The sequence below is a fragment of the Marinobacter sp. genome, from assembly GCF_014859525.1.
In the GTDB taxonomy this organism is placed as follows: domain Bacteria; phylum Pseudomonadota; class Gammaproteobacteria; order Pseudomonadales; family Oleiphilaceae; genus Marinobacter.
In genome coordinates this window covers 1-22,477 of sequence record NZ_JACUUB010000047.1, presented here as the reverse complement: position 1 = coordinate 22,477, position 22,477 = coordinate 1, and the positions used below count along the sequence as shown (strand labels likewise).

21 protein-coding genes and 1 tRNA gene are annotated in these 22,477 nt (G+C 56.1%); 6 read left to right on the top strand and 16 right to left on the bottom strand.

The window, feature by feature from the left end:
• Nucleotides 1-158 precede the first annotated feature (158 nt).
• The 16 genes from IBX51_RS10525 to rpsB form a co-directional block, all read right to left on the bottom strand.
• Nucleotides 159-235, bottom strand: a tRNA-Met gene (locus IBX51_RS10525).
• Nucleotides 236-304: 69 nt separating this feature from the next.
• Complete coding sequence (gene rnhB / locus IBX51_RS10520; protein WP_291831176.1) at nt 305-997, bottom strand: ribonuclease HII; 693 nt, start codon at nt 995-997, stop codon at nt 305-307.
• Nucleotides 997-2,175: a lipid-A-disaccharide synthase gene (lpxB, locus tag IBX51_RS10515; protein WP_291831175.1), complete on the bottom strand. Its 1,179-nt coding sequence runs from the start codon at nt 2,173-2,175 to the stop codon at nt 997-999. The genes rnhB and lpxB overlap by 1 nt, the downstream gene beginning before the upstream one ends.
• An 18-nt stretch (nt 2,176-2,193) precedes the next feature.
• The gene (gene lpxA, locus IBX51_RS10510; RefSeq protein ID WP_291831174.1) at nt 2,194-2,985 is read right to left on the bottom strand and encodes an acyl-ACP--UDP-N-acetylglucosamine O-acyltransferase; all 792 of its coding nucleotides are present in this window, start codon (nt 2,983-2,985) and stop codon (nt 2,194-2,196) included.
• On the bottom strand, nt 2,985-3,422 hold the full coding sequence (gene fabZ / locus IBX51_RS10505) for a 3-hydroxyacyl-ACP dehydratase FabZ (RefSeq protein WP_291831173.1): 438 nt from the start codon (nt 3,420-3,422) through the stop codon (nt 2,985-2,987). The genes lpxA and fabZ overlap by 1 nt, the downstream gene beginning before the upstream one ends.
• Before the next feature lie 11 nt (nt 3,423-3,433).
• Nucleotides 3,434-4,456 (bottom strand): UDP-3-O-(3-hydroxymyristoyl)glucosamine N-acyltransferase, encoded by a 1,023-nt coding sequence (lpxD, locus tag IBX51_RS10500; RefSeq protein ID WP_291831172.1) that lies wholly within the window; start codon nt 4,454-4,456, stop codon nt 3,434-3,436.
• 42 nt (nt 4,457-4,498) lie between these two features.
• Nucleotides 4,499-4,996, bottom strand: a complete 498-nt coding sequence (locus IBX51_RS10495) for an OmpH family outer membrane protein (RefSeq protein WP_291831171.1) — start codon at nt 4,994-4,996, stop codon at nt 4,499-4,501.
• Between the two features lie 44 nt (nt 4,997-5,040).
• Complete coding sequence (gene bamA / locus IBX51_RS10490) at nt 5,041-7,359, bottom strand: outer membrane protein assembly factor BamA (protein WP_291831170.1); 2,319 nt, start codon at nt 7,357-7,359, stop codon at nt 5,041-5,043.
• Between the two features lie 45 nt (nt 7,360-7,404).
• Entirely contained in the window at nt 7,405-8,754 is a 1,350-nt protein-coding gene (gene rseP, locus IBX51_RS10485) for an RIP metalloprotease RseP (protein ID WP_291831169.1), read from the bottom strand.
• Nucleotides 8,755-8,802: 48 nt separating this feature from the next.
• Complete coding sequence (gene ispC / locus IBX51_RS10480; RefSeq protein ID WP_291831168.1) at nt 8,803-9,987, bottom strand: 1-deoxy-D-xylulose-5-phosphate reductoisomerase; 1,185 nt, start codon at nt 9,985-9,987, stop codon at nt 8,803-8,805.
• A 2-nt stretch (nt 9,988-9,989) separates the two neighbouring features.
• Nucleotides 9,990-10,835 (bottom strand): phosphatidate cytidylyltransferase, encoded by an 846-nt coding sequence (locus IBX51_RS10475; protein WP_291831177.1) that lies wholly within the window; start codon nt 10,833-10,835, stop codon nt 9,990-9,992.
• A gap of 19 nt (nt 10,836-10,854) precedes the next feature.
• Complete coding sequence (gene uppS, locus IBX51_RS10470) at nt 10,855-11,625, bottom strand: polyprenyl diphosphate synthase (RefSeq protein ID WP_291831167.1); 771 nt, start codon at nt 11,623-11,625, stop codon at nt 10,855-10,857.
• A 62-nt stretch (nt 11,626-11,687) separates the two neighbouring features.
• Entirely contained in the window at nt 11,688-12,245 is a 558-nt protein-coding gene (frr, locus tag IBX51_RS10465) for a ribosome recycling factor (RefSeq protein ID WP_291831166.1), read from the bottom strand.
• A gap of 67 nt (nt 12,246-12,312) precedes the next feature.
• Nucleotides 12,313-13,041, bottom strand: coding sequence for a UMP kinase (pyrH, locus tag IBX51_RS10460; RefSeq protein ID WP_291831165.1), 729 nt, complete (start codon nt 13,039-13,041; stop codon nt 12,313-12,315).
• Between the two features lie 179 nt (nt 13,042-13,220).
• Nucleotides 13,221-14,090, bottom strand: a complete 870-nt coding sequence (tsf, locus tag IBX51_RS10455; protein WP_291831164.1) for a translation elongation factor Ts — start codon at nt 14,088-14,090, stop codon at nt 13,221-13,223.
• 94 nt (nt 14,091-14,184) lie between these two features.
• Nucleotides 14,185-14,934 carry a 30S ribosomal protein S2 gene (gene rpsB, locus IBX51_RS10450; protein ID WP_291831163.1) on the bottom strand — a complete coding sequence of 250 codons (750 nt, stop codon included), beginning with the start codon at nt 14,932-14,934 and terminating at the stop codon, nt 14,185-14,187.
• A 250-nt stretch (nt 14,935-15,184) separates the two neighbouring features.
• Between rpsB and map the strand changes: the two genes are divergently transcribed.
• Genes map through dapE form a run of 6 tightly spaced genes read left to right on the top strand, consistent with a single transcriptional unit; the run spans nt 15,185 to nt 22,359 of the window.
• Entirely contained in the window at nt 15,185-15,955 is a 771-nt protein-coding gene (map, locus tag IBX51_RS10445; protein WP_291831162.1) for a type I methionyl aminopeptidase, read from the top strand.
• A complete protein-coding gene (locus tag IBX51_RS10440) occupies nt 15,956-18,601 on the top strand; it encodes a [protein-PII] uridylyltransferase (RefSeq protein WP_291831161.1) in 2,646 nt (881 codons plus the stop codon).
• Nucleotides 18,598-19,800, top strand: coding sequence for a succinyldiaminopimelate transaminase (dapC, locus tag IBX51_RS10435; RefSeq protein WP_291831160.1), 1,203 nt, complete (start codon nt 18,598-18,600; stop codon nt 19,798-19,800). Before IBX51_RS10440 ends, dapC begins: the two co-directional genes overlap by 4 nt.
• On the top strand, nt 19,797-20,138 hold the full coding sequence (locus IBX51_RS10430; protein ID WP_291831159.1) for an ArsC family reductase: 342 nt from the start codon (nt 19,797-19,799) through the stop codon (nt 20,136-20,138). Before dapC ends, IBX51_RS10430 begins: the two co-directional genes overlap by 4 nt.
• A 51-nt stretch (nt 20,139-20,189) precedes the next feature.
• The gene (gene dapD, locus IBX51_RS10425) at nt 20,190-21,218 is read left to right on the top strand and encodes a 2,3,4,5-tetrahydropyridine-2,6-dicarboxylate N-succinyltransferase (RefSeq protein WP_291831158.1); all 1,029 of its coding nucleotides are present in this window, start codon (nt 20,190-20,192) and stop codon (nt 21,216-21,218) included.
• A gap of 10 nt (nt 21,219-21,228) precedes the next feature.
• Entirely contained in the window at nt 21,229-22,359 is a 1,131-nt protein-coding gene (gene dapE, locus IBX51_RS10420) for a succinyl-diaminopimelate desuccinylase (RefSeq protein WP_291831157.1), read from the top strand.
• Nucleotides 22,360-22,477: the final 118 nt, after the last annotated feature.

Here is a 22,477-nt window from a genome sequence, read left to right as displayed (position 1 = left end):
CGGTTTACGCACCTTGCCCCAGAAGACTTACGGTCAACAACGAAGAGGGGCCAGAATGTCCAGATCGGAAATTGGCACGCATAGGGCACGGAGAGAATTTCAGGATCTGAAAGCAAAAAAGGCAGACCAGTAACTTACTGATCTGCCTTTCTTTTATATGGTAGCGGGGGCAGGATTCGAACCTACGACCTTCGGGTTATGAGCCCGACGAGCTACCAGACTGCTCCACCCCGCATCAAACTGGTTGTTTACCGGGTTGCCCCGATCAACGTGGCGCGAATAGTACAGCCAGAACCGGCAACTGTCAATCTCTATTTTCAAACAAATCCACAGGATACGTCAGCTCTTTATCGCAGTTCTTTGACTCATGCCGGTAAAGCCCGACAGCATCAAGCGCCTCCTGCACCGGCCTGAAGGACCGGCGATGTTCAGGAGTGACACCCAAAGTAGCCAGCGCCTCAAGATGAACCGGCGTGGGGTAGCCCTTGTGCTGAGCGAGACCGAATCCCGGGTACTTTTGTTCAAGCTCTGCCATCTCACGATCACGGGTGACTTTGGCTATGATCGATGCAGCGCTGATGGCCGCTACCCGGCTATCGCCTTTCACCACTGGCTCAGAAGGCCAGCTCCATTTTGGACAACGATTACCATCCACCAAAACGTACTCTGGCTTGATAGAGAGACCATCAACCGCTCGCCTCATAGCAAGCATCGTGGCCTGATAGATATTCAGCTGGTCGATCTCTGCAGCCTCACAGCGGCCCAAGCTCCAGGCTGCGGCCTTCTCAAGGATCTCGTCATACAATGACAGCCGTCGCTTCTCACTGAGTTTCTTTGAATCAGCCAAGCCTTCAATGGGCTGCTCCGGGTTGAGGATGACTGCTGCTGTTACGACTGCACCGATCAGGGGGCCCCGGCCTACCTCATCCACACCGGCCAGTCGCCAACCTTTGTAGCCACACTCAAACAGCGGCAACACCTTGCCCTTGACGACCATCAGCGCTTGCTCTCCAGCAAACTCGAAATGGCCATCGCGGCGCGTTCGTCAGCGTTCTGCCGCAAAGACTCATGCAACTCCGAGAAGGCATCGTTTAACCTCAACCGCTCTTGCTCATTTTCAAGGCGTTCAAGAATCGCAGCGCCCAGCGCCTCTGGCGTTGCGTCATCTTGGAGGAGTTCGGGTACCAGTTGTTTCTGGGCCAGCAGATTTGGCAAAGCCACCCAAGGCACTTTAACCAGCTTTGAAAGCAGCTTGAAACTGAGGTTGCTCAGGCGATAACCAACCACCATAGGCTTTTTCAGAAGCATGGCCTCAAGCGTAGCTGTGCCAGACGCCAGCAGAACCACATCACTGGCGGCCATCACTTCCCGGGAACGACCGCGAACCAGAGTGACCGGCAACTTTACTTCGAGTGACTCCACCAGGCCTTGAATTTGTTTCTCTCGATCCCGGTTGACGCACGGAATGACCAGTTGAATGTCTGATCTTCGCGCCTGTAACCAGCGCGAAGCCTCCAGGAACAAGGTCCCCAGGCGCTCCACCTCTCCACCCCGGCTACCCGGCAGTACCGCAAGCACGGGCTTATCAACCTCAAGACCAAGGGATTCCCGGGCTGCACGGGTATCGGTTGTCATTTCAATCCGATCAGCAAGTGGGTGCCCAACGAACGCCACGGGCACTTGATGCTCTTCGTAAAATCGAGCCTCAAAGGGAAAGAGCGTTAACATCAAATCAACGGATTTGGCTATTTTGAAGATGCGCTTTTGCCGCCACGCCCAAACTGACGGACTGACATAATGCACAGAGGGAATACCGGCTTCTCGACAGCGACGCTCGATCGCCAACGTAAAATCCGGAGAATCTATACCAATAACGACGTCCGGGGGCGTTTTGAAAAAGAAATCGAGCAACCGGGCGCGGATGCTGAATAGCTCCCGAATGCGCCCCAGCACTTCCACCAACCCCATCACCGACAACCGTTCCATCGGGACCAGCGAGTGAAAGCCTTCCGAAACCATCTCATCACCGCCGATGCCGACAAAACGGGCGTTCGGGTAACGTTTACGAAGGGAGCGGATCAGGCCAGCACCGAGGATATCCCCAGACGCTTCTCCCGCGATGATGGCGACGGTCAGTTTGCGCAAACTGACCGGGTTAACCTGAGAACATACCACCGGCAACCTCCAGCCAGATCAGCGGATGATGCCCCGATCCGCTCCCCGGAGCGAGTCAATCAGTGGACGGACTTCAGGAACGTCTGCAAAGTTCTGCTCAAGCTCGGCTACCGCCTGCTCGGTGGTTAGCCCCTGGCGGTAGATTACTTTATAGGCGCGGCGCAGGGTCAACAAAACGTCCTTGCTGAAACCACGGCGCTTCAAGCCTTCAACGTTCATACCATGGGGCTGGGCTGACTGACCGCTGGCCATGACATAAGCGGGAATATCCTTGAGCACGATACTGCCACCGGCGGCCATACTGTGCGGCCCGATATGACAGAACTGATGCACCATTGTCCCACCACCCAGAATGGCGTAGTCACCGACCGATACATGCCCTGCCAGAGTGGCGCAGTTGGCCAGAATAGTGTTGTTGCCAACACAACAGTCGTGGGCAACATGCACATAAGCCATCAGCAAGTTGCCGTTACCGATCCGGGTTTCGCCCCGGTCCTGTATGGTGCCCCGATGGATGGTGCAGTTTTCCCGGATTATGTTGTCATCGCCAATAACCAGGGTGGTCGGCTCACCTGCATACTTTTTATCCTGGCATTGCTCGCCAATACTGGAGAATTGAAATATGAGGTTATTGCAGCCTATAACCGTTGGCCCCTTAATCACCACGTGAGAGAGAATTTCAGTACCCTCACCAATCTCAACGCCGGGACCAACATAACTCCAGGGACCTATGGTTACGTTATCCGCCAGTTTGGCTGATGGGTCCACAATCGCCTGAGGATGGACGCCCGACCAGTCATTTGTCGCCATCAAACTTCTCTCTCAGCGGTCAATATTTCTGCCACGCACACGACCTCGCCATCAACCAGGGCGCGGCAATTGAATTTCCAGATACCGCGTTTTCCGGACACAAATTCTGATTCCAGATCCAGACGGTCTCCAGGCAGCACAGGACGCTTGAAGCGCACTTTGCTGGAGCCTGCCAAGTATTGTATCACGCCATCTGAGGGTTTCCGGTCGACAGTCACAAAACCGAGGATTCCGGAAAGCTGTGCCATCGCCTCAATGATCAATACGCCGGGCATAATCGGGTTGTCGGGGAAATGCCCAGTGAAAAACGGCTCATTGAAAGAGACATTCTTGTACCCCTTGATCGATTTTCCCTTCTCGACCTCGGTTACCCGATCGACCAACAGGAACGGATAACGGTGCGGCAGGTATTCAAGAATTTCATCAATTTTCATCATGTCGATCGGCCTCAGCCCTCTGATTTCTTTTCCAGTTCTTTGATCCGCCTGGCCAGTGCATCCAGCTGCCTGAAGCGTACCGCATTTTTTCGCCATTGGCGGTTAGTGTCTGCGCTGGTACCGGACGAATACACTCCTGGCTCCGAGATATCTCCGGTGACCATGGTCATGCCCGTCAGCTGGACTTGATCGGCAATCTCGAGATGACCGGCAATGCCAGAGGCACCTCCAAAGACGCAGTGGCTGCCAATTCGGGTACTGCCCGCAACACCTACTTTCGCGGCCATGGCCGTGTGATCGCCGATGCACACGTTGTGAGCAATCTGAACCAGGTTATCAATCTTCACGCCGTTACCAATCAACGTACTATCCATGGCTCCACGATCAATCGTGGTATTGGCACCGATCTCAACGTCGTTCCCCAAGACCACACCGCCCACCTGTGCAATTCGGTGCCACACGCCTTTCTCGATAGCGAATCCGAAGCCATCCGACCCTATCACTGCACCACTAAGGATATGACAACGCTGCCCGATGACAACATCGTGGGCCAGCGTCACTCTGGGGCGAAGTATTCCGTGATCACCAATCCGGCAGCGTGCGCCTACAAATGAGCCGGCCCCAATCGCTACATGCTCTCCAATCTCTACGTCGGCCTCAATAACAACATGGGGGCCAATACTGGCGGTTTTAGCAAGCTTCGCGGAAGAGTCAATCACCGCAGTCGGGTGAACCCCGGCAGCGGCAATCGGTGCAGGGTCAAACCAATGGCTGAGACGAGCATAGCCCAGGTAAGGATTGTCGAGTAACAGGACATTGGTCGGAGCATCACCGGCAGCCGCTGGCGAAACAATAACCGCCGACGCCTTGGTGTCTTTCAGGTATTTGCCATAGGCGGGATTGGCAAGAAAACTGATTGCGCCCGGTCCGGCCGCGCGCAACGTGGCCATTCCGGAGATCCGGATGTCGGGATCGCCTTTCAGCTCCGCACCCAGAGCCTGTGCCAGCTCCTGTAGGCTATAAGATTTCATCATTCTTGACCTTGTTCTGATCCCGCCAGCCGGGCTCTATCCTGCTCAGCGATTCAGTTTATCAAGCAGCTCAGAGGTGAGGTTCATCTCCGGCTTTACATAAACCACGGCTTCACTCGGCAGAATCAGGTCGAGGTTGTGTTCTTCCAAGAGTTCTTTCACCGCCTCGTCTACTTCCGGACGGGCACTTTCAAGGAACTGCTGCTTACGTTGGGCCACCGTAGTGTCGAGACGCTGTTTCAAAAAGTTGAATTCCTGAACCGTTTCCTGAAACTCACCAGCCAGCTTGTTGCGCTCGCTTTCGTTCATCATGGCGCCGTCTTTCTCAAGCCGATCCTTAAGCTTTCTGGCCTTTTCTTGAGTTTCGCGAACCTTGGCCTCATCCCCCGCAAAATCCTGCTGGAGCTTCTGGCTAAACACCTGGGCGTCATTGGAAGAGAACAATGCCTGGCGTAAATCAACCACACCAATTCGGGTCTCGGCTACGACTTGCAGCGAGAATGCCATCAAAGTGGCACCAATCATGGCAGTTAAACGTTTCATGGAAATCTCCTGTGTTTCATCCTTTGTTTTTCTGTTCTGTGAGATCAGAAGGTTTGCCCCAGTGAGAACTGGAATACCTGAGTATCGTCGCCCGATTTGTCATTAAGCGGTTTCGCCAAACTGAATGCAAGCGGGCCAACGGCAGTGATCCACTGGAAGCTGATGCCGGCAGCGGCCCGCACTTCATCCAACGCCGGATCAAATCCCCGCTCGGTATCAAATACCTGACCGGCGTCCAGAAAGAACGAGGTCCGCATGGAACGAGTGTCACCAGCGAAGGGTGTGGGAAAAATCAGCTCAAGGCCCGCTTCTGTCAGCAGATTGCCGCCGAAAGGGTTCGGGCTTGAGAAGTCGAATTCGGCTGGTTCCGCACGGTTACCGAGGGAATTTGCCCGGTAGCCACGCACCGATCCATAACCACCGGCAAAGAAGTGTTCGAAGAACGGCATTTGAGTACGGTCACCATAACCATCCCCGTAGCCCACTTCTGTACGCGCCCTGACCACCCATCTCTGGGTATCCACCAACGGGTAATAGAAATCGGTTTTATGGGTCGCCTTGTAGAACGTAAGGTCGCTGCCGGGCACAGCCACATCCAGTGACAACGAATGGCTGCGGCCACGGGTTGGCAAAACGCCCCGGTTCAGGGTGCTACGGCGCCAACTACCAAACAGGAAGTAATTGGTGAAGGAATCGCCCTCATCCGCAATGAAGTCCCGAACTTCAACCGCTGAAAATATACCCGGCTTGAGGTTGGATTGAGTAACACCCACACCAAAGTTCAAGCGGGTAATGGCGTCTGTGGGATACCCAAAGGTCATCCTGGCACCGTACTCGTCCAGCAAGTAGGACGAAATGTCCTGCTCCTCGAAGTCCGTCTCACGCGCAAACAGGCTGAAACCCCGGCTAACCCCGTCAACGGTGTAATAAGGATCAAGGTAAGACACGTTGGCGCTCTTGACAGAATCACTGACGTTAACGCCAAAAGACACCCGCTTTCCGCTACCAAAAAAATTGTTCTCCGACACCGCCGCGCCCAGAATCACACCAGAGTTCTGAGAGAAGCCGATCGATGCGGACAGGCTGCCCGTAGGTTGCTCACTAACGCTGTAATTCACATCAACCAGGTCGTCGGAACCCGGAACCGGCACGGTTTCAACATCTACGGTCTGGAAGAAACCCAAACGCTCAAGTCGGGTTTTGGAAAACTCGATCCGGTCAGAGGAAGCAACACCACCCTCCATCTGAGTCATTTCCTGGCGAAGAACCTCATCCTTGGTGGAGACATTGCCCTGGAAGTTTACACGCCGCACATAAGCGCGCTTTCCAGGCTCAATAAAGAACGTGACCGCCGCTGTATTTCCTTCCTCAGGTTCTGGCACCGCATTTACGTTGGCAAATGCATAGCCCTCTCTACCGAGGCGAAATGACAGGGCTTCAGAGATGGCGGTCATCTGGGCGCGTGAGAACACGTCCCCCTCCGACACCGGGATGAGTTTACGTAATTCGTCTTCATCAACGATCAGGTCGCCCCGAAGGCGTATGTCCGAAATAGTGTACTGAGAGCCCTCATCCAGAGAAATCGCTATGAAAACCTGCTGTTTATCCGGAGAAATAGATACCTGGCTCGACTCCACATTAAAGTCCAGGTAGCCGCGGTCGAGATAAAAAGACCGCAAGGTCTCCAGATCGCCGCTCAGCCGCTCGCGGGCATACTTGTCTTTGTTGGTGATCGAATTCCACCAACTGGTTGTACGCAGCTCCAACAGGCTGGTCAGCTCTTCGTCACTGAAGTCGTCATTGCCAATGATATTGAGGTGCTGAATCGACGCCACAGAGCCTTCGTTGATATCGAGGCGAACGGCAACCCGGTTTCTCGGAAGCGCCTCGGCAGTGGCACGAACTCTGGCGTTATAACGGCCCTGAGAAATGTAGGAGCGCAGTATCTCCAGTTCCAGTCTCTCCAGAGTGGCCCGACGAAACACCTGCCCCTCTTCAAGCCCTGCCCCGGCAAGCGCATCCATGAGCATGTTTGTTTCAATATTCTTATTACCGTCTATCTCGATAGACGAAATCGACGGACGCTCTTTAACCGAGAGAATCAGCACACCGGCATCGCGACTGGCTTCAATATCGGTAAACAGGCCTGTCCGGAACAAGTCCTTAATGGCAGCCGCCAGGCGGGTTTCATCCACCTGTTCACCGATATTGACGGGAAAAGCAGAGAATACAGAGCCCGCTGAAACCCGCTGAAGGCCTTCTACCTCGATGTCCGCTACTGTGAATTCATCGGCCAGCACGGGGTTGAGACCAATTGCGGTAATGGCTAGACCAACGGCTACAGCTAGAAGGGAACGTCTCATTCAGTTATATCGCCTGGTTAATGTGCGGTAAGGAGCCCGCAATTCTCACAACCGCATCAGGTCGTTGTAAAGAGCAAACACCATTAAAGTCAGAATCAGAGCCATACCAATTCGTAATCCAAGCGCCTGAACATGCTCAGACACCGGTTTCCGGCGGATGGCCTCGATGGTGTAATACACAATGTGACCACCATCCAGAACCGGCACCGGCAGTAAATTAAGCACACCAAGGCTGACGCTCAGGTAAGCCAAAAAGCGCACAAAATCCTCGAAACCGGAACTGACGCTGGCCTCCGCTACCCGGGCAATCGTGATCGGCCCGCTGAGATTAGTGGGTGACAACAACCCGGTAAACATCTTTTTGATGGCAACCAAAGTCAGCCGTGTATCCGCCCAGGTTTCATGTACGGCATTCGGAATGGCCGCCAAAGGGCCGTAGCGAACCTCGCGCAGCACCTCATCCGGCCAACTGATGGCCTCCACCCCGGCTCCAACAAAGCCAATGACCTGACCGTCCTCAAGCGTACGAGACGCCGGACGAACGGCAATACTCCTCGGTTCGCCGTTACGCTCGACCGAGAGGGTCAATGTCGTTTCCGGAGCGTTGCGAATATGCTCAACCAGAGCAAACCAATCCGCGACCGGCTCACCCTCCACCGCGACGATACGATCACCGGTTTCCAGTCCAGCTGTCGCAGCCCGACCGTCGCCCGCTACCTGCCCCAGAACTGCCGGCACCGCCGGTCGCCAGGGCGTGATGCCGAATTCTGCCAGCGGGTTGGGTGCGTCATCGCTCAGGCGCCAGCCGTTCAGCGCGCCATCTACTGTTCCTCTGGAGCCGTCACGGGAAACCTCCACAGTCACCTGCCCATGCTCTCCGGCTCGCTCCAACAAACGCATGTTAACGTCGCGCCAGGACGTCACACGACGACCATCAATAGCGTGAATCTCCATACCCTGTTGCAGCCCAGCCCGCTCAGCCACACTGCCGGGTGATACATCACCCACAATCGGCGCAACGCTGGTCACACCCACCACACTCAGCAGCCAGTAGGCAAAAATGGCAAAAATAAAGTTAGCAATCGGACCGGCAGCAGCAATCGCGATACGCTGTGAGGGCGGCTTTGATGTAAACGCCTGGTCTTTCAGCTCTTCAGGTACCGGGCCTTCCCTCTCATCCAGCATCTTGACGTAGCCGCCCAGCGGAATGGCTGCAATCGCAAACTCTGTGCCGTGCCGGTCATACCAGGAAAACATTGGCTTGCCGAAGCCCACCGAAAACCGAAGAACCTTGACCCCAAATCTACGGGCGACCCAGAAATGCCCGTACTCGTGCAGGGTGACCAAAATTCCCAGGGTTAACGCAAGCGCCAGTACAGTTTGAATGATCTGCATAGATTTTCCGGTTTGTGGCTAGAGACCAAGGTGAGCATTCCAGAGGGTTCAGACAGACAGCAGACTGATCTGTTCCCTGGCACATGCGCGCGCCTCGGCATCTTTCGCGAAGATGGTCTCGAAGTCGGTCGCCGTGACAACGGGTGTGGCGGCCAGAGTTCGCTCTATGATAACGGGGATGTCGGCGAAGCACAGCCTGCCATCGAGGAACGCAGCCACCGCCTCTTCATTTGCGGCATTCAATACTGCCGGAGCCGTGCCACCACTGGCGAAGGCTTCGGCTGCTAAACGCAAACACGGGAAGCGCTGAAGATCCGGTCGTTCAAAGTGAAACTTGCCGATCGCGAACAGATCCAGCGGCGCCACGCCGGCTTCAATGCGCTCGGGCCAGGCAAGGCCATTGGCAATCGGCGTACGCATGTCCGGACTGCCGAGCTGAGCCAATACCGACCCATCCGCATACTCTACCATGGAGTGGATAATGCTCTCCGGGTGGACATGAACCTCGACACGCTCAGGCGTGGTGTTGAACAACCAACAGGCCTCGATCAACTCAAGCCCTTTGTTCATAAGGGTGGCGGAGTCAACCGAGATTTTCTGGCCCATGGACCAGTTAGGGTGCGCACACGCCTGGGCAGGCGTGACAGTCCGCAATTGCTCTGCCGCGTAGGTTCTGAAAGGTCCGCCTGAGGCAGTCAACAAGATTCTTGTGATTCCGGCGGCCTTAGGATTCCGAATCTTATCCGCTGGCATGCACTGGAAAATGGCGTTGTGTTCGGAGTCGATTGGCAGCAACTCCGCACCGGAATCCGACACTGCGTCCATAAAGAGTTGCCCAGACATCACCAGCGCCTCTTTGTTCGCAAGCAAAACCCGTTTTCCGGCGCGAACAGCCGCCAACGTCGGCGCCAACCCAGCCGCGCCAACAATAGCCGCCATCACCGTATCGGCATCATCTGCCGCTGCCACGGCCGATAAGCCCTGCGCGCCAGAAAGCACCTGAATGCCGGCGCAATCACTAAGCAGAGCGGCCAGCTCTTCCGCGGCTTGGGCATCGGCCATAACCGCCACCTTTGGCTGGAATTCCCGGCACAGTGCCGCCAACTCCTTGGCACGCGTGCCCGCGGTCAATGCGTAGAGGGAGAATCGTTCCGGATGACGACGAACGACGTCCAGCGTACTCAGCCCGATCGAGCCAGTCGCCCCTAGTATGGTAATGCAACGTTTTGTCATAACTAACCGTGACCGGCGCTCAACCAACCCAGCAGGGTGATCATCAGTGCAAAAACGGGGATCGCGGCAGTAAGGCTGTCAACACGGTCCATAATACCCCCATGACCAGGCAGCAATTGACTGCTGTCTTTAATCCCCCGGAAACGCTTGAGCATACTTTCCAGCAAATCACCCAGCACCGAGACAAACCCGGTGAGCAGGCTGGCGACGATCAACAGCATGGTCTCGCCGGCGCTGGCCGTAGCCAATACACTGGCGACCACTGCTAACAAGGCGACAGCTGCCAGACCACCCCAAACGCCGGCCCAGGACTTGCCGGGACTGACTCTGGGGGCCAGCTTGGCTTTGCCAAAGGCCCTGCCCGCAAAATATGCACCAATGTCGGCTACCCACACCACAAAGAAGATGTACGCAATGACCATCAGATTATTGGTGACATCGCCAAACTGAACGTCTCCGTTGCGAATGTGGTCCAGCCCTATCCAGGCTGGCACCAATACAAACACCCCCATCAGTGCCCGCAACGGCACCGCTCCCCAGGCGCCAGAGCCGGCCGGATAACGGCGAACAAGCCAAAAACAGACCAACCACCAGAATACTGCCAGCCACAACAATGGTACGGCGGGCACGGCAAACAGCCAAACGAGATAAATAAGGACGGCAATCGCCATCGCATACGCTACACGGCCTGGCTGACGCTCAATACTGGCCATATTGGCCCATTCCCAGGCTCCGAGCGAAATGATGGCACCGGTAAACAGAGCAAAACCCAATGGCGGCAGAAAGAAGATTCCGCCAATCGCAATAGGAGCAAGAAACAGTGCGGTAATAATGCGAGTTTTTAACACGGTATAGGTCGCTGTATCGTTATTGTTGTGAGGCACGGGCCGCAATCTGATCGTCGGTCTGTCCGAAACGACGCTGCCGACCGCTGTAGGCTTCCAGGGCTTTGCGCATTTCGTCAGCTTTAAAATCCGGCCAGAATACGCTGGAAAAATAGAACTCTGTGTAGGCCAGATGCCACAACAGGAAGTTGCTGATGCGTTGTTCTCCCGCCGTCCGGATCAACAAATCCGGCATCGGCAGATCGCCAATACTCAGATGCTGCTGGATCATATCGTCAGTAATATCAGATGGTTGAAGCTCTCCGGACTGGACTTTCTCTGCCACCTGGCGCGTAGCCTGAGTGATATCCCAATGGCCACCGTAATTGGCGGCGATCACCAGAGTCATCGCGTTATTGTCCCGAGTCAGCGCCTCGGCTTTGTCCATGTGTTCTTGCAACACGGCATTAAAGGCTGAGCGATCCCCGATGATCCGGAGGCGAATATTGTTCCGGTGAAGCTTTTTGACCTCGCGTTCCAGAGCGATCAAAAAAAGCCTCATCAAGGCCGACACTTCGTCTTTGGGCCTTCGCCAATTCTCGCTCGAGAACGCGAACAGAGTCAGTACTTGCACTCCCTCCCTGGCACAGGTCTCCACCACGGCTTTAACCGCGTTCACACCGGCTTTGTGCCCTGCCACTCCCTTGAGCCGATGAGCCTTCGCCCACCGGTTGTTGCCATCCATGATAATGGCCACATGCCGGGGACAGCTATCCGCCGTCACCGGAATTTCTGCGGTTACTTGTACCGTCATGAAACCCTCTGCGCGGCGGAGCGTTCGTCCGCCGCTTGCGTTGTACTGAATAGCCCTGGCGATCAGACCGCCATGAGATCCTCTTCCTTCGCTTTCAGCATCTTGTCGACTTCAGCGATGTACTTGTCAGTCAGCTTCTGGATTTCTTCTTCACCCCGGCGCTCGTCATCTTCGCTGATGTCTTTTTCTTTGAGCAGATCTTTAAGCATTGTATTGGCATCGCGGCGAGCGTTCCGCACAGATACCCGACCATGCTCCGCATCGGCCTTGGCCTGCTTGACCATTTCCTTTCGGGTTTCTTCGGTTAGCATCGGCATGGGCACGCGGATGATGTCGCCGTTGGTCGATGGATTCAGGCCCAGGTCGGACATCATGATGGCTTTTTCGATGGTCGGCACCAGATTCTTTTCCCAGGGGGCAATCATCAGGGTGCGGTTGTCTTCAACGTTTACGCTGGCGATTTGCTTCAGCGGTGTTTCCTGGCCGTAGTAATTCACCATCACACTGTCCAGAATGGACGGGTGGGCACGGCCCGTACGGATCTTGTTGAAAGCCGAGTGCAGAGCTTCCAGGCTCTTTTGCATTTTCTTCTCGGCATCTGCTTTGATGTCGTTAATCACGTCAGCATCCTCAAATTCGTTCGTCTGGTTCTATTAAAGCAACCGGCTATTAACGGGCCGGCAACTATTATTCGATCAGTGTGCCTTCTTTCTCGCCGGTAACAATGCGGGTCAGAACACCAGGCTGAGTCATATTGAACACCCGCAGCGGCATACCGTGGTCACGGGCCAGACAGATGGCCGTCAAGTCCATCACGCCCAATTTCTTGTCCAGAACCTCATCGTAGGTCAGGTGATCGTATTTTACCGCGCTCGGATCAAGATGGGGATCGGCACTGTATACGCCGTCGACCTTGGTTGCCTTCAGCACCGCGTCTGCCTCAATCTCGATGCCACGCAGGCACGCGGCGGAATCGGTGGTAAAGAACGGGTTGCCGGTACCGGCACTGAAGATCACGACGTCGCCTTCTTTGAGATCACGCACCGCACGCCGGCGATCGTAATGCTCAACAATACCGCTCATCGGGATCGCGGACATCACTCGGGTGCGGATGTTGGAGCGCTCCAGGGCATCGCGCATCGCCAGGCCATTCATGACGGTCGCCAGCATACCCATGTGGTCGCCGGTTACCCGGTCGAGGCCGGCAGCACTCAGCGCGGCACCCCGAAACAGGTTGCCGCCACCAACGACCAGTCCAACCTGAACACCAATGCCGACCAGGGCACCGATTTCCAGAGCCATACGATCGAGCACTTTGGGATCAATACCAAAACCCAGGTCTCCCATCAGGGCTTCGCCACTGAGTTTCAGCAGAACACGCTTGTATCTGGGCTGGTTTTTTGAAGATGTCGGCATGATGATCCCCTTTTCGTCTGTTGGCTATCCGGCGTAAAACCCGTTGCAGGCTTGTATCTGACATACTCCTCAAAAAGGGGTATCTCAGATACAAGCCCGCCACGAAAGCCGGAAAAACCCGGCAGACGTGGCAGACTCAGGTCGTGCTGTCACCTTACGCAACAGCACTCAGAAGAAGATCAGGCCTTGCCTGTGCCAGCGGCAGCAGCCACTTCGGCAGCAAAATCCACTTCTTCTTTTTCGATACCTTCACCCACTTCCAGGCGAACGAAGCCAACCAGCTCACCACCGGCGGCCTTGATCAGGTCACCGACTTTCTGGTCCGGGTTCTTGACGAACGGCTGCTCAACCAGGCTATTCTCAGCCAGGAACTTCTTGATACGGCCACCCATCATCTTCTCAACGATCTCAGCAGGCTTGCCTTCCATGTCCGGCTGAGCCTTGATGATGTCTTTTTCCTTCTCAAGCTCTTCCTGCGGCATATCTTCCGGCTTGCCAACGCGCGGGTTAACAGCTGCGGCGTGCATGGCGATATCGCGGGCCAGCTCAGAATCACCAGCAGTCAGAGCCACAACAGATGCGATCTTGTTAGTGCTGTGAACGTAGCCACCCACAACCGGGCCTTCAACCTTCACAATGCGACGTACGGTGATGTTCTCACCGATCTTTTGAACCAGCGCTTCACGCTTGGACTCCAGATCGCCCGCCATCAGCTTGGCAACGTCGGTTTCGCCCTTCTCGAAAGCAACGTTCAGCACGTCGTTCGCGAAGTTGATGAGGTTGTCATCACGAGCCACGAAGTCTGTTTCAGAGTTCACTTCCAGGATGTAAGCGACGGTGTTGTCGTCAGAGATCTTGATCAAAGACACACCTTCAGCGGCGGTGCGACCGGCTTTCTTGGCAGCCTTAAGACCGGAAGACTTGCGCAGCTCTTCAATTGCAGCATCAACGCTTCCGTCAGCCTCAACCAGTGCTTTTTTGCACTCCATCATGCCAAGGCCGGTGCGCTCACGCAGCTCTTTGACCATTGCAGCGGTAATTGCAGCCATGTTCAATCCTCTTAATCGTTTCCGAATTCGGTGGGGAGGTATGCCCGGATAAACGGGCGGGCATACCTTAAAACTCAAACCGTCAGTTCAAGTCTTACTCGGCGGCAGGAGCAGCGCCTGCAACATCTTCGCTGACTTCGACAAACTCGTCAGCACCGCCTGAAGACTGAGCGGCTTCCAGGCAGGTATCAGCAACGGCCTGAACGTAGATCTGAATAGCGCGAATAGCGTCATCGTTACCCGGGATCACGTAATCAACGCCGTCTGGATCGCTGTTGGTATCAACTACGCCGATAACAGGAATGCCCAGCTTATTGGCTTCCTTGATGGCGATACGCTCGTGGTCCACGTCGATCACGAACAGGGCATCCGGCAGGCCGCCCATGTCCTTGATACCACCGATGGAACGCTCAAGCTTGTCCATCTCGCGGGTACGCTCAAGAGCTTCTTTCTTGGTCAGCTTGTCAAAAGTACCGTCCTGGCTCTGGGCTTCCAGATCACGGTAGCGACGGATTGACTGACGGATAGTCTTGTAGTTGGTCAGCATGCCACCCAACCAGCGGTGATTAACGTAAGGCTGGTTGGAGCGCAGAGCTTCTTCCTTGATGATCTTGGACGCCGCACGCTTGGTGCCAACGAAAAGGATCTTGTTCTTGTTGCCTGCCAGCTGCTGAATCACATTCAGCGCTTCGTTCATTGCAGGAACAGTCTGTTCAAGGTTGATGATGTGAATCTTGTTGCGAGCGCCAAAGATGAACTTTGACATTTTCGGGTTCCAGTAACGAGTCTGGTGACCGAAGTGAGCACCTGCCTTGAGCAGGTCACGCATATTTACCTGAGCCATGATATTTACCTTTTAGCTTCGGGTTAGGCCTCCACGCGTCCGATTGACCCAACCAGTCTCCTTCAAGCAGGAACCGGCACCCTGGGACAACGTGCTGACACGTGTGTGAATTTGCCGGATTCGTCTCCGGCGGGCGCGTTTATACCATAAAGCCGCGCCAATACGCCATTACTTTTACCTTCACGCTTCCTTGTACCGAAACCCTCCGACCCTTAAAATGCCTGTTTGATGCAAATCAACAGGAAGCCCGATGCAGGTATCTATCAAGACCCCCGAAGAAATCGAAAAGATGCGCGTAGCAGGTCGCCTGGCCGCTGAAGTTCTGGAAATGATCGGCGAGCATGTCAAACCTGGCGTCACCACGGAAGAGCTGAACCGCATCTGCCACGATCACATCGTGAATGTGCAAAAGGCGATCCCGGCCCCGCTCAATTACAAAGGATTTCCGAAGTCGGTCTGCACTTCTGTTAACCACGTAATCTGTCATGGCATCCCTTCCGATAAAAAGGTGCTGAAAGACGGCGACATCATCAACATCGACGTCACCGTGATTAAAGATGAGTACCACGGCGACACCAGTAAAATGTGGATTGTCGGCAAACCCAAGCCGGGCACAGAACGGCTGATCCAGATTACCCAGGAATGCCTATATAAAGGTATCGAGCTGGTGAAGCCGGGCACGCGCCTGGGCGATATTGGCCACGTCATCCAGCAGCACGCTGAAAAACACCGTTATTCGGTAGTTCGGGATTACTGTGGTCACGGCATTGGCAAAGTTTTTCACGAGGAGCCGCAGGTGATGCACTATGGCAAGCCCGGCACCGGCATGGAGCTGCAAGAAGGCATGACGTTCACCATTGAGCCCATGATCAACCAGGGTAAATACCTGACCAAGCTGCTGCCAGACGACTGGACCGTGGTCACCAAGGATCACAAGCTCTCGGCACAATGGGAGCACACGATTCTGGTGACAGCCGACGGCTTCGAAGTGCTGACCAAACGCTCGGAAGAGTCGTTCTAAGTGGACCGGAGCGAGCTGGAATCCCGCATGAGCAACGACACGTCACCGGTTTTTGCCGCCCGGGAACTGCTTCTGACAAGCTTCAACGCAGATGCCGATGCGTTTCGCGAGGGCGCTGATGTCAGAGCACTGGTTCACGCAAGGGCCAGCACCGTCGACAAAGTACTGAGACTGATCTGGAACCGGTATCCTTTTTCCCGCTCGTCCGATATCGCTCTGGTCGCCGTTGGCGGCTACGGTCGGGGCGAACTCCACCCTCACTCCGACATTGATCTGCTGATTCTCACACGCAACACCATAGAAGAAGGCTGGCAGGACGACCTCAGTGCTTTCATAACGCTGTTGTGGGACCTCAAGCTGGACATTGGCCACAGCGTGCGCAGCATGGACGAGTGCGTAGCGTCTGCCAGGCAAGACATCACCATCCTGACCAACCTGCTTGAAACCCGAACCATTGCCGGCCCTGACGGTTTGCGATCAGAACTCAGCAACATCATCTATTCAGACGATGTCAGCTCGGATCGAGACTACTTTCTGGCCAAGCGGGACGAGCAGCAGCGTCGGCACCAAAAGTACGGCGATACCGAATACAACCTGGAGCCCAACGTAAAAGGCTCACCCGGAGCTCTTCGCGACATCCAGACCATAGGCTGGATTACCAAGCGCCACTTTGGTTTGCAAGATACCGCAGACCTGACCCGCTTCAGCATTTTGACTGAGGAAGAACGTCAGATTCTTCAGCAGGGCGAAACCTTTCTCTGGCAACTGCGCTACGGACTGCAACTGATCGCCGACCGTAACGAAAACCGCTTGATGTTTGATCATCAGCGGGCGCTTGCAGAAATGCTGGGCTACAAGGATGAAGGCAAGCGCCTCGGCGTAGAACTGATGATGCAGTCGTACTACCGCACCGTGCTTGCCCTGGCCGAGCTGGCCGATGTTATTCTTCAGTTCTATGACGAGGCGATACTGGGTGGCGGCAGTAAAGACGAAATCCGCCCCCTCAACAAACGTTTCCAGGTTCGCAACCTCTATATTGAGGCCATTAACAATCAGGTCTTTGCCTACGCGCCCTACGCCATTATGGAAATTTTTGTATTGATGGCCCAGCACTCAGAGATCAAGGGCATCCGGGCCACCACGATTCGCTCCCTGCGAGCTCACCGGCACCTGATTGACGACGCCTTCCGCTCCGATCTGGCAGTCACCACGCTGTTTATGGAGCTGCTACGCACCCCTCATGCGCTCGACCAGACCCTGTCGGCCATGAAGAAATACAACGTGCTGGGGCGCTATTTGCCGGAGTTTGGCCAGATCATCGGTCAGATGCAGCACGACCTTTTCCACATTTACACCGTCGATGCCCACACTATGCGGGTTATCCGCAACATGGTGCGCCTGAACAGCACCGACGTGCGCGACGAATACCCACTGGCCTCCCGCCTGATCCACCGGCTACCAAAGCTGGAAACCTTGTATATCGCCGGCCTCTACCATGACGTTGCCAAAGGCCGTGGCGGCGATCACTCGGAGCTGGGCGCCATTGATGCCGAAGCCTTTTGCCAGCGCCATCACCTGAGTGAGCGGGACACCCAACTGGTGTCCTGGATGGTGGAGAACCACCTGCTGATGTCTATGACCGCACAGCGCAAAGACATTTCCGACCCGGACATCATTCAGGCCTTTGCCCGCGCCATTCCTAGTCAGGCGCACCTGGACTATCTGTACATCCTGACCGTGTGCGACATCAGCGCCACCAACCCGAAACTCTGGAACACCTGGCGGGCGTCTCTGTTGCGCCAGCTCTACATCGAAACCAAGCGAGCGCTGCGCCGGGGCACCGATACACCGGTTGATCGCCAGGCCTGGATTGACGCTACCCGCGAAGAAGCCAGGGACATCCTGCTTGCACAGAACATGACCAACGACCAGATCGACCACATCTGGAGCACCGTCGACGACGACTATTTTTTGCAAGACTCCACCATCGACATCGCCTGGCAGACAGCCGCCATCATTCGCCACGGCGACAATCCAGACCCTCTTGTTCTGATCCGAGACACCCGGGGCGGACCAACCGATGGCTACTCCCAGATCATCATCTATATGAAAGACCGGGTCGCGCTCTTTGCCGCCACTACGGCAGTTCTGGAGCAGCTTAACCTGAACATCGTGGACGCCCGCATCAACAGTAGCGAAGGCCCCTACTCCATCAGCTCCTATGTGGTGCTGGACGAACAAGGCCAGCCGCTGGGCGTCGATCCGGCCCGTAAAGAGCGGACCCGTAAACGCCTGATCGAAGAACTGGATGACCCGGAGGATTACCCGGACATCATCCACCGGCGCACCCCCAGGCAGCTGAAACACTTCGCGTTCCCGACCGAAGTGACCTTCTCAAACGACACCATCAATCAACGCACCGTGATGGAAGTCATCACACCAGACCGACCGGGGCTGCTGGCGCGGATTGGCCAGGTGTTACTGGAACACCGGGTGCGTCTTACCAACGCCAAAATCGCCACCCTCGGCGAGCGGGTAGAAGACGTGTTCTTTATTACCGATGAACACGGCGAGCCGCTGCGCGACCCGAGCGTGTGCCAGGCCCTGCAACAGGACCTCTGTACCATGCTGGACGATATTCAATGAACCCCAATCTCGACAGACTTCATCCCTACCCTTTTGAAAAACTGACCAAACTGAAAGCCGGCATCACGGTACCAGAGCACCTGGCGCCAATCTCTCTCGGCATCGGCGAACCCAAACATCCATCACCGGAATTTGTAAAACAGGTGATCGCCGATAACCTGGACAAACTGGCCAACTACCCCACCACCAAAGGCATTGACGAGCTGCGCAAGACCATCGCGGACTGGGCAACCCGCCGCTTCAACCTTGCCGAGGGCTCGCTGACCCCGGCCAGTCACGTGGTGCCAGTCAATGGCACCCGGGAAGCCATTTTTGCTCTGGTGCAGGCGGTGGTGGATGCCGGCAAGCCCGCCACCGTCGTCAGTCCGAACCCGTTCTACCAGATCTATGAAGGTGCGGCGTTTCTGGCCGGAGCAGACCCGGTGTATCTACCCTGCGATGGCAGTAACGGGTTTATCCCCGATTTTGAGGCCGTGCCTGACACCGTCTGGGACAGCTGCCAGATTCTGTTCCTGTGCTCTCCCGGCAACCCGAGTGGCGCAGTGATCCCTCGGGAAACCCTGGTCAAAGTCATCAAGCTGGCTGACCGGCACGATTTCCTGGTCGCCTCCGACGAATGCTACTCCGAACTCTACCCGGACGAAGCCAACCCGCCGGAGGGTTTGCTTCAGACCTGCGCGGCCATCGGTCGTCACGACTTCAAACGCTGTGTGGTGTTCCACAGCCTGTCCAAGCGCAGCAACCTGCCCGGTCTGCGCTCAGGCTTTGTGGCGGGTGATGCCGACGTGCTGGCCGGCTACCTTAAATACCGCACCTATCACGGCTGCGCCATGCCGATTCACAACCAGCTGGCCAGCATGGCCGCCTGGAACGACGAGAACCACGTGCGGGAAAACCGCGCCGCCTACCGGGCCAAATTCGAAGCCGTGGTACCCATCCTACGTGACGTCATGAACGTGGATTTCCCGGGCGCCGGCTTCTATCTATGGCCAGAAACCCCGATCGACGACGAAACCTTCGCCAAAGAGCTGTCGGCCCAGCAGAACGTGCACGTGCTGCCCGGCCGCTATCTGTCCCGAACCGTGGACGGTCACAACCCGGGTGAAAACCGCGTGCGTATGGCCTTGGTTGCGCCCCTCGAAGAGTGCGTAGAAGCCGCACATCGGATTGTTGAATTTGTGAAGGGCTTGAAAGCATGAAAATCTACGGCATCAAGAACTGCGACACCGTAAAAAAAGCCCGCAAATGGCTCGATGATAACGGCATTGCTTATGAATTCCACGACTTCAAGAAAGACGGCCTCACCAGCGAGAAGCTGGGCCAGTGGGAAGCGGCAGCAGGCTGGGAAACCCTGGTCAACAAACGGGGCACCACCTGGCGGAAACTTCCCGATGAGGTTCGTGATACCATTAGCGCCCAAAGTGCCCACCAGATCATGTTGGAGAACACCTCCATCATCAAACGTCCTGTGGTTGAGCGGGGCGACGAAGTGACCGTGGGCTTTAACGCAGACCAATGGGCTGCGTGGGCTGATTAACTATTTCAGCCACGGACATTCTTTCAATTATTTACCACAGGAGCAGATCAGATGAGTTTTGCATTCGGCATTGGCATCGGCAGCCAGAACAATCAGGGCGAATGGCTGGAAGTGTATTACCAGCAGCCGATCATGACCCCAGGCAAAGACCTGATCGACGTGGTTGAAACCGCGCTGGATTATAACGGTGGCAACCAGGCCATCAGCGTGCAGCCGGAGCAGCTGACCAGGTTTGCCAACGCCCTGCGCCAACTGGGCCAGACCGACCAGGCCAAACTGGCCGAGAGCGCGGCCCAGAGCAAGCGCCCGGTTGTTGTGACCGTTCTGGCCATTGATGACACCGCCTCCAGCACGCCCGAGGTTTACCTCAAGCTGCACCTGATCTCTCACCGCCTGACCAAGCCCCACAGCCTGAAACTGGACGGCATTTTCGGTCTTCTGCCCAACCTGGCCTGGACCAACGAAGGCGCGATCGATCTGAACGAGCTGCCGGCACGCCAGCTGCAGGCCCGCATCGAAGGCCGCACCCTGGAAGTAAAATCGGTCGATAAGTTCCCACAGATGACCGATTACGTGGTGCCCAAGGGCGTACGGATTGCTGATACCTCACGAGTTCGTCTGGGAGCCTACGTGGGCGAAGGCACGACCGTGATGCACGAAGGCTTCATCAACTTCAATGCCGGCACCGAAGGCACCAGCATGATCGAAGGCCGCATTTCCGCCGGCGTAATGATCGGCAAAGGCTCAGACCTGGGCGGCGGCTGCTCCACCATGGGCACCTTGTCTGGTGGTGGCAATATCATCATCTCTGTTGGTGAAAACTGCCTGCTCGGCGCCAACGCCGGCATCGGCATCCCCCTGGGTGATCGCTGCACCGTTGAAGCTGGCCTGTACATCACCTCTGGCACCAAGGTGAACCTGCTGGACGACAACAACGAGCAGGTAGAAGTGATCAAAGCCCGCGATCTGGCCGGCAAAAGCGACCTGCTGTTCCGTCGCAACAGCCTCACTGGTGCAGTTGAGTGCAAAACCAACAAGTCGGCCATTGAGCTGAACGAAGAACTGCACGCGAATAACTAAGGGCCGCAGCATGTCACTCTCCCCCACCCTTGAACTCGCCATGGACCTCATCCGTCGTCGCTCGGTCACGCCGGACGACGCTGGCTGCCAGGAGCTGATGATGTCCCGCCTGGCACCGCTGGGATTTGCAGGCGAGAACCTGCGGTTTGGTGATACCGACAACCTCTGGGCCCGCAAGGGCTCAGACGGCCCGCTGCTGGCCTTTGCCGGGCACACCGATGTAGTGCCGACCGGCCCGGAGAAAAACTGGGGCCATCCGCCGTTTGATCCTGTTATCAAAGACGGCTATCTGTATGGACGGGGCGCGGCAGACATGAAGGGCAGCCTGGCCGCCTTCATCACCGCCTGCGAACGGTTTGTGGCGAAGAAGCCTGAACACAGGGGTTCCATCGCCCTGCTGATCACCAGCGATGAAGAAGGCCCTGCCCAGGATGGCACCGTCAAAGTCATCGAAACTCTGGAAGCCCGTAACGAGAAAATGGACTGGTGCCTGATTGGCGAGCCGTCCAGTACACATCGGGTAGGCGATGTCATCAAGAACGGTCGGCGCGGCTCCCTGCATGGCTACCTGACAGTGCATGGTGTGCAGGGACATGTCGCCTATCCACATCTGGCGGAAAACCCGGTACACACCGTAGCCCCGGCGCTGGACGCCCTGGCCAAGGAGTTCTGGGACAACGGTAACGACTTCTTCCCGCCGACCACCTTCCAGATCACTCGGATTGAATCGGGCGTGGGCAGCAACATCATTCCCGGTGAATGCCTGGTGCACTTCAACTTCCGCTACTGCACCGAAAACACCGCAGAAAGCCTGGAAGAGCGCGTGGTCGCCGTGCTCGACCGCCACAACCTGAAGTACGACCTGCAATGGCACCTGAGCGGCCGCCCGTTCCTGACGGACAAAGGCGCCCTGGTCGCCGCCAGCCAGAGCGCCATCCGCACCGTCACCGGCCGCGAGACCGAGCTATCCACCTCCGGCGGCACCTCCGACGGTCGCTTTATCGCACCGACTGGAGCACAGGTAGTCGAACTCGGCCCCATCAACGCCACCATCCACAAAGTGGACGAATGCGTGAAGGCAGAAGACCTAGACACCCTCTCCGAGATTTACGAACAAATCCTGGTAGAACTGCTGGGGTAGTAAGGGTCAAACCCGCGTGCGCTTTGAGGCCAGGGGTCAGACCTAAGTGCGTTTTGAAGCCAGGGGTCAGACCCACGAGCGTTTTGAAGCCAGGGGTCAGACCCACGTGCGTCTTTGG

Bases quoted from the DNA above. Each gene is read 5' to 3' on its own strand.
- rnhB (WP_291831176.1), bottom strand. From the start codon at position 997: ATGGTCGTCAAGGGCAAGGTGTTGCCGCTGTTTGAGTGTGGCTACAAA.
- lpxA (WP_291831174.1), bottom strand. From the start codon at position 2,985: ATGGCGACAAATGACTGGTCGGGCGTCCATCCTCAGGCGATTGTGGAC.
- fabZ (WP_291831173.1), bottom strand. From the start codon at position 3,422: ATGATGAAAATTGATGAAATTCTTGAATACCTGCCGCACCGTTATCCG.
- lpxD (WP_291831172.1), bottom strand. From the start codon at position 4,456: ATGATGAAATCTTATAGCCTACAGGAGCTGGCACAGGCTCTGGGTGCG.
- IBX51_RS10495 (WP_291831171.1), bottom strand. From the start codon at position 4,996: ATGAAACGTTTAACTGCCATGATTGGTGCCACTTTGATGGCATTCTCG.
- bamA (WP_291831170.1), bottom strand. From the start codon at position 7,359: ATGAGACGTTCCCTTCTAGCTGTAGCCGTTGGTCTAGCCATTACCGCA.
- rseP (WP_291831169.1), bottom strand. From the start codon at position 8,754: ATGCAGATCATTCAAACTGTACTGGCGCTTGCGTTAACCCTGGGAATT.
- ispC (WP_291831168.1), bottom strand. From the start codon at position 9,987: ATGACAAAACGTTGCATTACCATACTAGGGGCGACTGGCTCGATCGGG.
- uppS (WP_291831167.1), bottom strand. From the start codon at position 11,625: ATGACGGTACAAGTAACCGCAGAAATTCCGGTGACGGCGGATAGCTGT.
- pyrH (WP_291831165.1), bottom strand. From the start codon at position 13,041: ATGCCGACATCTTCAAAAAACCAGCCCAGATACAAGCGTGTTCTGCTG.
- tsf (WP_291831164.1), bottom strand. From the start codon at position 14,090: ATGGCTGCAATTACCGCTGCAATGGTCAAAGAGCTGCGTGAGCGCACC.
- rpsB (WP_291831163.1), bottom strand. From the start codon at position 14,934: ATGGCTCAGGTAAATATGCGTGACCTGCTCAAGGCAGGTGCTCACTTC.
- map (WP_291831162.1), top strand. From the start codon at position 15,185: ATGCAGGTATCTATCAAGACCCCCGAAGAAATCGAAAAGATGCGCGTA.
- dapC (WP_291831160.1), top strand. From the start codon at position 18,598: ATGAACCCCAATCTCGACAGACTTCATCCCTACCCTTTTGAAAAACTG.
- IBX51_RS10430 (WP_291831159.1), top strand. From the start codon at position 19,797: ATGAAAATCTACGGCATCAAGAACTGCGACACCGTAAAAAAAGCCCGC.
- dapD (WP_291831158.1), top strand. From the start codon at position 20,190: ATGAGTTTTGCATTCGGCATTGGCATCGGCAGCCAGAACAATCAGGGC.
- dapE (WP_291831157.1), top strand. From the start codon at position 21,229: ATGTCACTCTCCCCCACCCTTGAACTCGCCATGGACCTCATCCGTCGT.